This window comes from Pseudomonas sp. 05N36 (genome assembly GCF_056397385.1).
In genome coordinates this window covers 58,585-70,144 of the sequence record NZ_JBFTNH010000012.1, presented here as the reverse complement: position 1 = coordinate 70,144, position 11,560 = coordinate 58,585, and the positions used below count along the sequence as shown (strand labels likewise).

Sequence of the window (11,560 nt, the reverse complement as noted above, 5' to 3'; positions counted from 1 at the left end):
GTAGGGACGGCAGTTACCTGTCGCCCCTACCGCGACCCGCGCGGCGGTGCTGATGAGCTTGATCCAGTCAGCCAAACTCAACGGACATGATCCGTATGCCGACTTCAAGGACGTTCTCACTCACTTGCCCACGCAGCGGGCGAGTGAAATTGGAGAGCTGTTGCCGCGTCGTTGTTGGCCGGTTTAGTTGTGCAGGATGAGATGGGCGGGCGCTACAATGAAATGGCGCACCTGCCGCCTAGGACGCCCCAGGAATCAGGTGCGGTTCGAATCATGTCATTGCGACCAACTGCCCAAACGAGTTCTTTGCGTCGTTGCACACAGTGCAAAGTGTATGCATCACTTCCTCTGTGTCTTCTTCGGTCCAGGTTGGAATAGGTGCCAAATTGGGGTCAGATATCGTTCAGCACAGAGCAGACCTCTCGCTTCCCCCCTATCTTCGTAGGCACGTCCAATGACAGCGTTTGACCGACTGTGTTGAAAAAGTCGACCCGGCCTGACTAGCCATGCATTGAGTGGTGAAAACGTCTTTTTGCACGCTACTACGTCAAATCTGAGCCCTGAGCTTTCTGCGAAAAATACGGATTTCAATCTCGGACTCGTACTTTTCTGTTATGCAAACCGACGCCGGCTTTTTCAACAGAATCGGCCGATTTCTGCCTGTCGCCATCGGCAGCTATGGGCCGTTCACTGCCAATCATGGTTACGAAGCGTGCTGTTCAACTCCGATGAAGTCGGTGGGCAGATCGAATGCAATCGGGCGGTCAAGTGGAGTGCAAACTCGCATGGCATTCCAATTGGTATTCCAACCAAAAGTATAAAATGGTATTAATTTTATAAATCAATATCTTACTGAACTAATTCAAATTACCCCGGCCCACCAAACGAAGCATCAACAAAGCCCGCCTAATGCGGGCTTTGTTGCATCTGGGGTTTGGGGTTTGGGGTTTCTAGCCTGTTGCCTTCCCTCTTTGTTGAAAACCGACCCGGAACGCGGCATGACGTAGTTTTCCATTCCGTGCCAGCGGCTCAATTTCGCGATACTCAACCCGGATCAGGCCCAGCTTGAAAACGACTTTCAGCTTACCAGCCAGCCCCACCTCCCCCTTGATATCCTCCGCGACCCGAAATCGAGCAAGTACGACTACGCCTCGACTCATAAACCACTGCATTTGAAATTGGCAACGCCACGCTCTTCGCGATGCTAGACCCAGTCAGCAAAAGAATTGATCGATTCCCGCAACTTCACTGGCATCACTCACGGTGCTGTCCAAGCCTATTTCCTTGGCTACGTTCTAGCTGAACTCCATCGAGGACACGCACCAAAATAAATCTGTTCCCTCTCCAAAATACATGCGGCCTAAACCGCTATCAAATGAAAATCCTGTCACTTCATTTTCTTCTTTAGCGCCTTTTTTATATGCAAGTCAATGCAACAAACATCTAAAGATCGCGTAACCGAATTGTCATATTCGAAGCCCCTAATGCGTTTCAAAATATTGCAGCGATTCAAATGCTTGGCATCAGCGCTGCAAAACTGCCGATGCATGGGTAAAGGATAGCCTTGGATGAACAAGTCCGTCGGCAGGGTGAATTACCCTGTGAACGAGATCCATGATGATCAAGAAACCAGCCGTATCCCTCGTTGGCGCTTTGCTGGGGGGCGCGATGTTGCCTGCCCATGCGGACTTCATCGACGACAGCCATGCCGACTTGACCCTGCTCAACCGCTACCTCAATCAACAAGGCCGTGACGTGGTGGGCAGCACCGCCAAGGCCAAGAGCTACCGCGACTGGGGACAGGGTTTCCAGTTCAATTTCCGCTCCGGTTATACCGACGGTGCTGTGGGTTTCGGCCTCGATCTTGAGGCGTTTTACGGTCTCAAGCTCGACTCTGGTGGTGACCTGAATAACAAGGATCACCAGAGTCGTTATCCCGGCAGCATGTTCCCGCTGGATGATGGGAAATCCGCCAATGACTTCAGCGTATTGAGCCCGACCTTCAAGATGCGCTTCCTCAAGGATGAGTTGCGTGTTGGTATGCTCAGCCAAAATAACCCGATGCTGGCCAACACCGATGGGCGTCTGTACCACCAGACCAACACCGGCGTGCAACTGGTGTCGAAAGACCTGTCTGACTTCACCTTCACGGGTGGCGACATCGTGCGGACGAAAATCCGCAATGAGAGCAACGACAGTGACATGACCACTGGCGGCGGTGCGAAACTCAGCGACCGCTTCCTCTACGGCGGTGCTGACTATACGGGCCTGACCGACACCACCTTAAGCCTGTGGTACTCCAATCTTCAGGACTACTACCAACAAGCCTTCATCGGCGCCAAGCACACCACCGCGCTGCCGGTCGGTAGCCTCCTCAGTGATTTCCGCGCCTACCGCAGCCTGGGTATAGGCGGCAATGCGAATGGCGACAGCGACTTTGCCACCGCGGGTTCTTACGGTGACGGCTTGACCAAGGGGCGTATTAACCAGTCCACGATCAGCCTGATGGAAAGCTACAGTCTGGCGGGCCACACCATTGGCTTGGGGGCCCAGAAAAACACCGGTGACAGCGACTTCCCTTATCTGGACTCCGGGCTTAACAGTGGCGATGCCCGACAAGGTCCTGGCGCCGGCGCTGATACACCGGCACTGACCAACCTGCAACTGAACAAATTCCAGCATGCTGGCGAAGAAACCTGGATGGCTCAGTACAAATACGACTTCGGTCAGTTGGGCATCAAAGGCCTTGGTTTTCTGGCCACCTACGCGCACGGCGATAAGATCAAAGTAACTAAAGGCGGCGACAGCGAATGGGAGCGCGACTTGGCGCTGAGCTACCAGGTGCCTGATGGCAAGTTGAAGGGACTGGGCGTGACCTGGAAAAACGCCCAGGCCAACCCGAGCCTGACGGGCCAGACCAAGCAGGATGAAAACCGGCTCTACGTGAGTTATGTCGTACCGCTTTGGTAAGCACAGAATAGTGCAACAAAGCCCGCAAAAGCGGGCTTTGTTGCGTCTGGGGCTTGAGTTTTCTAGTCTGTTACGCAGTGCCCCCCGATCCAAAGCCTGCCAAAACCGCTCAAGCACGGCACAAAGCCAGCAGACAGCCCGTCGCCAAAGTGCTCCGCTCTTCCCCCCGACAGTCTCAAAATCCCCACAGACCTATCAATAAACATTACCATTTACCACGTAACAGCCGAAAACGATGGAAACTCGAATGCGCAGGTCTGCTGTATTTCTTTTGGCGTCTATGCTGACAGCGTGCGGGACCGGGCTGCCCGTCGGCAATACAAAAGCAGTGGAGAACGTCGTGTCCGCGAATGGGCACACGCCACTGGAGATGGATGGTTATACCGCCAGCAAACTGGATGCCCTGCTCAAAGAGCGCTCAGCGATCAACCCCGATGACATCGGGCAGATGAACAATCTGATTTCACGGGAGTTTTTGGGACGGCCCTATTCCGCGAACAGGTTGCAGGGCTCTGCTACCACGCCGGAAGCATTGGTCGTCGACTTCAGGGGCCTGGACTGTTTCACCTATCTGGATTACGTCGAAGCGCTGAGAAAGTCCAACAATGAAGCGGACTTCTTCAAAAACCTCATTCAGACGCGTTATGTGAATGGCAATCTCGATTACCTGCATCGCCGGCACTTCTTCACCGACTGGTCGCAGGCCGAGCAAAAACTGGCCGACGACGTCACCGCGCAAATCAGCCCTCATGCGGTAACCGTGGTTAAGCGCCTCAATCGAAAAGCCGATGGCAGCGCCTACTTGCCGGGTGTGCCCATGACCGAGCGCACGATTACCTATATCCCCAGCGCGTTTGTTAACGATCATGTGATCAGCCGTTTGCAGACTGGCGATTACGTTGGCATCTACACCCAACTCGCCGGCCTGGACGTTACCCATACCGGGTTCTTTATCAACAAGGACGAAGGGCCCGTGCTGCGTAATGCCTCTTCGAAGAAAAAGAACCGGGAAGTCGTAGACTCTCCCTTCAAGGACTACATCGCGAAGACGCCGGGGATCGTGGTGTTGCGAGCGCGGCAATCTGTGCCAGAGAGTCAATGAATTCTGGTTCGCCCATCTTGTGCGTACCCTCTACACCCTCAAACATCAACGAAGCCCGTCTTGTGCGCAATGCTGTTCACTTAAGGAAGTCTGGAGGCCTGAGAAGCATCTGTGGCGAGGGAGCTTGCTCCCGCTGGACTGCGTAGCAGGCCCAATTCAGGGCCGCTTCGCGCCCCAGCGGGAGCAAGCTCCCTCGCCACAACTGCGGATGTGCCTGAAACATCGGCTTAAGTGAACAGCATTGCCGTCTTGTACGGGCTTTGTTGCATCTGGGGCTTTGTCTATCACTCACCTGTTCAAGGCGTGGGCGCCAACGCCAGATCGGCTCGCCCAACATTTGGTTTCTCGGCGGGACTTGCGCAGGCGACAAAATCCTCCTTGCGCAGTAGCACCAACGCGATCAGCGATACCACGCCCGTGCCGATGTAAAAGTACCAGGGCGAGGTAATGTCGCCGGTTACCTTGATCAGCCAGGTGGAAATCAGTGGTGCGCTGCCGCCAAATACCGCCACCGGAATGTTGTACGCCACTGCGATGCCAGTGGAGCGGATTCGCGTGGGCAACAACTCGCTCATCAATGCGTAAGTCGACGAGGCATACAGGCCGAACAGGATTGCTACCGTCATCAACGGATAGATAAACGAAGCCGGCGTCGCCGTGGGTGCCGATTTGAACAGCCAGAACATTGCCAGGGTGGCCAGGGTGCCGATCACCAGCAAAAACGGCTTGCGCCCGTATTTATCGGTGAACGCGCCGCCGAACGGCATGACCACTGCGGCTGAGAGGCTGGCAACGAAGACATAGAGCAACGTCGTGCCGCTGTCGAACTTGAGAATGCTCGACATGTAGGTCGAGGCGAAGGTCAGCACCAGATAGAAGATCGAGCTGTGCAGGGTAATGATGAAGAACACCAGGGCAATCGCCCGTTTCCACTGCCAGACTTCTCGCAGAGGCGCTTTGGAGGTTTCCCCTGTCCGCTGCAGCGCGAGGAACTCGGGACTGTCTTCGAGCTTCAGGCGGATGTACATCGAGATCAGGCCCAGCGGCGCCGCGATCAGGAACGGAATGCGCCAGCCCCAGGCTTGCATCAGATCAGCCCCCATCACCCAGGTCATGCCGTTGGCCACTGCACCGCCCAGCAACAGGCCGAGTACCGCGGTCACCATCAACCAGCACGTCGCAAACCCACGGCGCCCGGGCCCTGCGTACTCGGAGATGAAACTGGTGATGGTGCCGATCTCGCCACCGGCCGAGAAGCCCTGCACACAGCGGATCAGTACCAGAAGAATTGGCGCGGCGATACCCAGCGTGGCATAGGTCGGCAACAGCCCGAGCAGAACGGTAGAGCCGGCCATCATCACCAGCACCGTAATCAGGGTTTTGCGTCGGCCGATCTTGTCCGCCAACGGACCGAAGAACAGCCCCCCCAGCGGACGGATGAAAAAGCTCAAGGCAAAAGCCGCAAAACTGGCGAGCAGGCTGGTGGTCGGGTCGTCGGAGACGAAGAACGCCTTGCCGATATAGACGGCGAGAAAACCATAAACGCCGTAGTCGTACCACTCGATCAAGTGGCCGGACGTTGCACCGATAAACGCCCGGCGCCGTTGCCGGGCCGGGTTCTTCTGTTGAATGCCCACGTGAGGGACTCCTGTCTAATTTCTATCCATGGAAAACACGACTCAGGGAACTGCAGTGCCGCTCGCGACCTCCTTCAACCAGAGGCGCAAGTCGGTCTTGAGAATCTTGCCGTAACTGTTCTTGGGCAGCTCGGTGCGGAACACGTACTTCTTCGGTTTTTTGAACGACGCCATGCGTTCGATGAACCAGGCATTGAGCAAAGACTCGTCGAGCGCCCCGGCACTGCGGAGGACGACAAACGCTACCACCGATTCCCCCCACTGCACATCCGGCTCGCCCACTACACAGACTTCAAATACTTCAGGGTGTTGCGCCAGCACTTCCTCGACTTCCCGCGGGTACACGTTGCAGCCCCCGGAAATGATCACATCCTTGGAGCGATCGGTCAGCGTCAGATAACCTGCGTGATCAAGAAAACCGATGTCGCCGGTCAACAGCCAGCCATCCACCAAGGTCTGGCGAGTCGCGGCGTCGTTGCGCCAGTAGCCCTGCATGACGGTGGATCCGCGCACGGCGATTTCCCCCGGCTGGCCGGGTGGCAACGGCCGGTGCTCAGGGTCCAGAATCCTGATTTCCACGCACGAATGTGCCCGCCCCACGGAAGCGGCCAGTGAAGCCCAGTCGGGACGGTTGCGATCCGCGATCAGCTCTCGCGACAAGGCGCTGATCGTCATCGGGCTCTCGCCCTGACCGTAGATCTGCACCAGCCGCGCACCCAAGGTCTCGACCGCGTCTTGCAGATCCGCCAGGTACATCGGCGCACCACCGTAGACGATGGTTTTGATCCCGTCGCCGCCATAACCTTGATGACGGGCCTGCTCAACCATGCGCTTGACCATGGTCGGTGCGGCGAACAGGGTGATATTGCGCAGCCCGCTCGCCAACTCGAACAGCTCGTCGGCCTTGAAGCCACGGGACTCGGGGACCACATGGCGAGCACCGCAACGCACATGGATAAAGTTGTAGAGACCGGCGCCATGGGACATCGGGGCCGCATAGACCACCGCGTCATCCGGGCTGACCGGATCAACGTCGAGCGGATAACACAGCGACATGGCCGTCAGGTTGCCGTGAGAGAGCATCACCCCTTTGGATCGCCCGGTGGTGCCGGAGGTATAGAACAGCCAGGCAAGGTCATCGGCATCGCGAGCACAGGGATCTTCCAGCGTCGCCGCATCGACCGAAGCGCACGCCAGACTGGCCGCTGCATTCAGTTCTCGACAGCCCTGCGGCAACGCCTCGGGCGAGAACACCTTGCCGTCATCGGTGAAAATCAGCCGGGCTTGCGCATTGTCGACGATCCAGCCGGCTTCAGCAGGATGCAGCTTGCAGTTGATCGGCACCACCACCGCCCCCCCCCACCAGACGGCATAAAGCAGTTCGAGGTATTCGCAGCTGTTCTTCATGAACAGCGCCACACGGTCGCCGGGCGCAATGCCGTGCTCGTTTACAAGCTGTGCCGCACGGCTACGGACACGGGCGGCAAACGTGGCGTAGTCGGCGACTTGCCGCTGCCCCTCAAACAACGCTGGACGTTCTGGCCAGCGTCGGCCGGTATCGTTCAACCAGTTGGCAATATTCATGTTCAAGCCCTGCGAGCCTGAAGCACCGAAGCATAGTTGGCGACCGCCATGCCGCCCATGTTGAACAACAGACCGAACTCGGGATTCGGCACAGCCAGGCCGATCGGCTCCCCAGTCAACTGCCGAAAGGCCATAGCGTGCATCGACACCCCCGTGGCGCCCACCGGATGCCCCTTGGCCTTGAGCCCGCCCGACAAGTTCACCGGCAGACGTCCACCCGCCCGCACGATACCGTCATCCAGCGCCCGATGCCCCTCGCCTTTGGGCGCCAGGCCCATGGCTTCGTAGATCAGCAATTCGGCGATGGTGAAGCAGTCATGAACCTCGGCAAAGCTCAGGTCGGCCAAGGTGATGTTGGCCCCGCGCAAGGCCGAATGGATCGCGCGCTGCGGGCCTTCAAACGCGAGGATGTCGCGCTGGGCAATCGGCAGGAAATCGTTGACCTGCGTCGCCGAGCGAATCAGTACGTCACGCCGAAACCGCCTGGCGCGCTTGGACGAGGCCAGCACAATGGCCGCAGCCCCGTCGCTGATCAGCGAGCAATCGGTCAGGCGCAACGACTCCGCCACATACGGATTGCTCTTCGACACGTTGTTGCAGTGTTCGAAATCCATGACCCGGTGCATCTGCGCCAAGGGGTTGGCCATGGCATTGGAGTGGTTCTTGGTGGCGATCGCGGCCATTGACGCCATCGGGCACTGGTAGCGGTCACGGTACTGTTGCGCGGCCAGGCCGAACAACTGCGGAAAACTGAGCCCGGCCTCTTCGACATCGTTCTGATAACCGGCACCGGCCAGGGCCTTGGTGACATCGGCCGTGGAGTTGGAAGTCATCTTCTCGGCGCCCACGATCAATACCAGCTCCGCTGAGCCTGAGCGGATCGCGTTGATCCCCGCATGAATCGCCGCCGAACCCGAAGCGCAGGCGTTTTCGCAACGGGTCGCGGGCTTGAAGCGCAAGCCTGGGTCGGCTTGCAGCATCAACGAGGCGGGAAAACCATCCGCAACCATCCCCGAGTTGAAATGCCCGAGGAACATCGCGTCGATGGCTGAGGCGTCGATGGCGGCGTCTTCCAGGGCTTCGCGGGTGACCTGAACGATAAGGTCTTCCAACGTGGAACCGTCCAGACGGCCAAATCGAGAGTGCGCGGCAGCGACGATGGATACGGAATCATGGGGCATGGTGATTTTCTTCTGTGCTTGGATCAGGCATTCCCTACAATGACCTACCGCCCGGATCGCTCGCTAGTTCGTGCAACTACGTACATGAATAAGTAAGCGCTCTGATACAAAGCGTCGTCAGTACCGGATTTAATCGAGGCAGGATGCCCAATGACCGTCTTCGCACATCAATTGAAAGACCTTGAGCGCCTGGCATTCAGGGTCTCACCCGCCCCTCAGCTCATCACCGGCAACCGCGTGATGCTCGACTGCAACGAGGCATTCCTGGAGTTGTTCGGCTACGAACGCGAAGAGCTTCTGGGTCATCTGACCCTGCTGATCTATCCCTCCCAGGCGGACTACAAGACCATCGGCAATCGCAGCGAGACCTGGTTGCGCAACAGCCAAAGCGGTTCCTACTCCGACGAACGCTTCATGCAACACAAAAACGGTGAAGTGTTCTGGGCCAGGTCGCACGGCTACAGCCTGACCCCGGACGATCCATTCAAACTGATGGTCTGGCACTTCGAACGCATGGACCGGTCGCACCACGCCACGGTCAATCTCACACCCCGCGAACGCGAAATCTCGATGCACATCGTCAACGGCCTGACCTGCAAGGAAGTGGCCAAAAAACTGGCAATTTCCCACCGAACCGTGGAAGTCCACCGCGCCCGCCTGATGAAAAAGCTGCAGGCAAAAAACAGCGCGGAGTTGGTGTCGAAGATTATTTTTGTGAGTTGACGGGTAAGGCCTTCTCCCCTATTCCGCCTGGTCGGGTCTGTCCCCGACTTCCTGAACCCAGCTAGACTCAAACTCGTTGAAGCAATATTCGGAGCCTTATATGGAATGGCGCGAAGTGGATGCACGCGATATCGATCTGATTTGTCGGCATCGGGAGGAAATGTTTCGAGAAGCCGGAAGTGATGACGACACGCTTCGGCACATGGCCGAACCGTTCCGCGCGTGGTTGTTACCGCGCTTGATTGATGGGTCGTACTTTGGATTCGTGTTGCTCGATGGGGGCGTGCCGATAGCGGGTATTGGCCTGATGTCTATCGATTGGCCGCCTCACCCGCTGCATCCAACCCAGGACAAACGCGGGTATGTGCTCAACGTGTACACGGAAAAAGACTACCGCCGTCGTGGTTTGGCCCGACAGATGATGGCGCTGGCAGAAAGCGCATTCCAGAAGCGAAATATCGGCTACGCGATATTGCACGCAACAGCGACTGGCAGACCCCTCTATAGCGACCTAGGCTGGACACAGACCAGCGAAATGGCCAAGTTGATCGATCACGCGGTTCTTTTGTAGGCGTTAAGCACCGGATTGCTGACTCGTAAGCTATAGAGAAAAAGGGATACGAACATGCCAGAGTTATCCGTCGATTTTGGCCTATTCATTGCCTACCTGATCCCCGGGTTTCTTGCATTTCTTGGGATCTGCTTTGCGTTCCCGCCGGCGGAAAAACTCTTGGCCTCGGCAACTAAAGGACAAGACCGCTTAGGAGGAGTGTTTGCAGTCATATGCTTAATAGTCTTGACGGGAGGTACAGCTCAACATCAACGACCCTTCGGCAAATGCATTGAAAGAGTGAATGGATAGCGGCTTATCTCCGTAGAAAGAGCCCCCTTGCCTCACCCAATGTCATGGCCCTTGACCTGGCTTTCACTGCCCGATGGTTGTGATTTGCTGGACGTCATTTGCGAAAAATGGGGCTGATTTGTTTTTGAGAATTCAACCCAAATCAAAATAAATCAGCCCTCTTTCCGTTTCAGCATTTCTTCGCCTGATCTTTCGCCTGTGCCCACACACGCTCTTCCTGTTCCCTCAGCTCCGGCGTGAACTCGGCACCGAAATCTTCCGCCTCAAACACCTGGCGAATTTCGATCTCTGCCTCCGTACCCGGCATCGGATTCGGGCAGCGTTTGACCCAGTCGATGGCTTCCTGCTTCGACTTCACCTGCCACAGCCAGTAGCCGGCGATCAGCTCTTTGGTTTCGGCGAACGGGCCGTCGATCACTGTGCGTTTCTCGCCCGAGAAACGCACGCGGGTGCCTTTGCTGCTGGGGTGCAGGCCTTCGCCGCCGAGAAGGATGCCGGCCTTGACCAGTTCTTCGTTGTAGTTGCCCATCGCGGTCAACAACTCCTGGCTGGGCATCACGCCGGCTTCAGAATCCTGGCTGGCTTTTATAATGATCATGAATCGCATCGTCGTCTCTCCGTTGGATGTGAACTACTCACTACCTTGTCGAACGGTAGCGTCCCAAATCGACAGCCCTTCATTTTTTATTGCCACGCGCCCAACGATCCTAGGACATTTCCCGCACACTGCGGCGGCATTGATGAACTGGAAAGCCTCCCGCCGTGAAGATACCGTTGAATCGTCGCTGCAAATGAGCGACCGGTTGTGACAGGCCGTAAAAGTGTAGGCCTCTCGAGACTACCGGAGTTCCAGCATGAAAAAGATCACCCCCAATCCCCCCGAAAAAACCACCACTCCTGCAAGCAATCTCTTCACCCTCCTCCCCGACATCGACACCGAAACCCTGCTGATCCACACCAGCGAAACCCTCGCCTCGCTCAACGTCATGACCAGCGACCTGGCCTTCCAGCTCGAAGACTCGCGTCGCAACGTGGCGCTGGCGATTCAGCAGTTGATCGTGCTGGGTGAGTTGCTGGTGAATCGGGCGCTGGAGCACTTCGACACGCCGGACGCAGCACACGAACCTCAACCCGCCGCTCACCACTGAGTCGTCACGTTCTGCTTATGAATGGAGGTTCTGCCATGACTCGATACATGCCCATCACCGGCATCGACTGCACCGTTGCATCCCTGTTGATCGACACCAAGGCACCACTCGACGTGCTGCATGAAACAGCCGCCTACCGCATCCGCACCACGACCCAGTTGCTGGAGATCGTCGCCACCGGCGAGGGGATTCACAGTGAACTGGCACGAGCGCTGGTGGTTTCACTGCGCGATGGTTGTGATTTGCTGGACGTTGTAGGGCGACGATTGCAGGCGCAGGTTTTGTCGTCGTGAAGATGAAAGTGGCCCTCGCGGGCCACTTTTAGCAATTGAGTTCATCCGGGCGGTGCTCAC

Annotated in this window: 10 protein-coding genes and 1 pseudogene; 7 read left to right on the top strand and 4 right to left on the bottom strand. The window is 57.1% G+C overall.

Annotation, left to right across the window (positions count from 1 at the left end; translation table 11 throughout):
- Positions 1-37: 37 nt before the first annotated feature.
- The 3 genes and pseudogenes from AC1DIH_RS16285 to AC1DIH_RS16275 form a co-directional block, all read left to right on the top strand.
- A pseudogene (locus AC1DIH_RS16285) lies at positions 38-187 on the top strand (transposase domain-containing protein); the annotation flags it as partial.
- A 1,430-nt stretch (positions 188-1,617) separates the two neighbouring features.
- Positions 1,618-2,970, top strand: a complete 1,353-nt coding sequence (locus AC1DIH_RS16280; RefSeq protein ID WP_477772464.1) for an OprD family outer membrane porin — start codon at positions 1,618-1,620, stop codon at positions 2,968-2,970.
- 247 nt (positions 2,971-3,217) lie between these two features.
- Positions 3,218-4,072: a DUF1460 domain-containing protein gene (locus AC1DIH_RS16275; RefSeq protein WP_477772463.1), complete on the top strand. Its 855-nt coding sequence runs from the start codon at positions 3,218-3,220 to the stop codon at positions 4,070-4,072.
- Between the two features lie 296 nt (positions 4,073-4,368).
- On the opposite strand, the gene AC1DIH_RS16270 is transcribed toward AC1DIH_RS16275, so the two are convergent.
- The 3 genes from AC1DIH_RS16270 to AC1DIH_RS16260 are packed head-to-tail and all read right to left on the bottom strand — an operon-like array spanning position 4,369 to position 8,474.
- Entirely contained in the window at positions 4,369-5,709 is a 1,341-nt protein-coding gene (locus tag AC1DIH_RS16270) for an MFS transporter (protein WP_477772462.1), read from the bottom strand.
- A gap of 42 nt (positions 5,710-5,751) precedes the next feature.
- A complete protein-coding gene (locus AC1DIH_RS16265; RefSeq protein WP_477772461.1) occupies positions 5,752-7,293 on the bottom strand; it encodes a class I adenylate-forming enzyme family protein in 1,542 nt (513 codons plus the stop codon).
- Between the two features lie 2 nt (positions 7,294-7,295).
- Complete coding sequence (locus tag AC1DIH_RS16260; protein ID WP_427533248.1) at positions 7,296-8,474, bottom strand: acetyl-CoA acetyltransferase; 1,179 nt, start codon at positions 8,472-8,474, stop codon at positions 7,296-7,298.
- 150 nt (positions 8,475-8,624) lie between these two features.
- Here AC1DIH_RS16260 and AC1DIH_RS16255 point away from each other — a divergent pair, with 150 nt between their 5' ends.
- Both AC1DIH_RS16255 and AC1DIH_RS16250 read left to right on the top strand, forming a co-directional pair.
- Positions 8,625-9,197: a LuxR C-terminal-related transcriptional regulator gene (locus AC1DIH_RS16255; protein WP_477772460.1), complete on the top strand. Its 573-nt coding sequence runs from the start codon at positions 8,625-8,627 to the stop codon at positions 9,195-9,197.
- A 100-nt stretch (positions 9,198-9,297) separates the two neighbouring features.
- Entirely contained in the window at positions 9,298-9,768 is a 471-nt protein-coding gene (locus AC1DIH_RS16250) for a GNAT family N-acetyltransferase (protein WP_477772459.1), read from the top strand.
- A gap of 460 nt (positions 9,769-10,228) precedes the next feature.
- Here the strand turns inward: AC1DIH_RS16250 and AC1DIH_RS16245 are convergent, their stop codons facing one another.
- Positions 10,229-10,666, bottom strand: a complete 438-nt coding sequence (locus tag AC1DIH_RS16245) for a YciI family protein (protein WP_019691737.1) — start codon at positions 10,664-10,666, stop codon at positions 10,229-10,231.
- Between the two features lie 247 nt (positions 10,667-10,913).
- On the opposite strand from AC1DIH_RS16245, the gene AC1DIH_RS16240 reads away from it, so the two are divergent.
- Both AC1DIH_RS16240 and AC1DIH_RS16235 read left to right on the top strand, forming a co-directional pair.
- On the top strand, positions 10,914-11,207 hold the full coding sequence (locus AC1DIH_RS16240) for a DUF6124 family protein (protein WP_477772458.1): 294 nt from the start codon (positions 10,914-10,916) through the stop codon (positions 11,205-11,207).
- A gap of 35 nt (positions 11,208-11,242) precedes the next feature.
- The gene (locus tag AC1DIH_RS16235; RefSeq protein ID WP_477772457.1) at positions 11,243-11,500 is read left to right on the top strand and encodes a hypothetical protein; all 258 of its coding nucleotides are present in this window, start codon (positions 11,243-11,245) and stop codon (positions 11,498-11,500) included.
- Positions 11,501-11,560: the final 60 nt, after the last annotated feature.

Coding starts and splice junctions, on each gene's coding strand:
- AC1DIH_RS16260 (WP_427533248.1), bottom strand. CDS start 8,474: ATGCCCCATGATTCCGTATCCATCGTCGCTGCCGCGCACTCTCGATTT.
- AC1DIH_RS16275 (WP_477772463.1), top strand. CDS start 3,218: ATGCGCAGGTCTGCTGTATTTCTTTTGGCGTCTATGCTGACAGCGTGC.
- AC1DIH_RS16265 (WP_477772461.1), bottom strand. CDS start 7,293: ATGAATATTGCCAACTGGTTGAACGATACCGGCCGACGCTGGCCAGAA.
- AC1DIH_RS16240 (WP_477772458.1), top strand. CDS start 10,914: ATGAAAAAGATCACCCCCAATCCCCCCGAAAAAACCACCACTCCTGCA.
- AC1DIH_RS16250 (WP_477772459.1), top strand. CDS start 9,298: ATGGAATGGCGCGAAGTGGATGCACGCGATATCGATCTGATTTGTCGG.
- AC1DIH_RS16245 (WP_019691737.1), bottom strand. CDS start 10,666: ATGCGATTCATGATCATTATAAAAGCCAGCCAGGATTCTGAAGCCGGC.
- AC1DIH_RS16255 (WP_477772460.1), top strand. CDS start 8,625: ATGACCGTCTTCGCACATCAATTGAAAGACCTTGAGCGCCTGGCATTC.
- AC1DIH_RS16235 (WP_477772457.1), top strand. CDS start 11,243: ATGACTCGATACATGCCCATCACCGGCATCGACTGCACCGTTGCATCC.
- AC1DIH_RS16280 (WP_477772464.1), top strand. CDS start 1,618: ATGATCAAGAAACCAGCCGTATCCCTCGTTGGCGCTTTGCTGGGGGGC.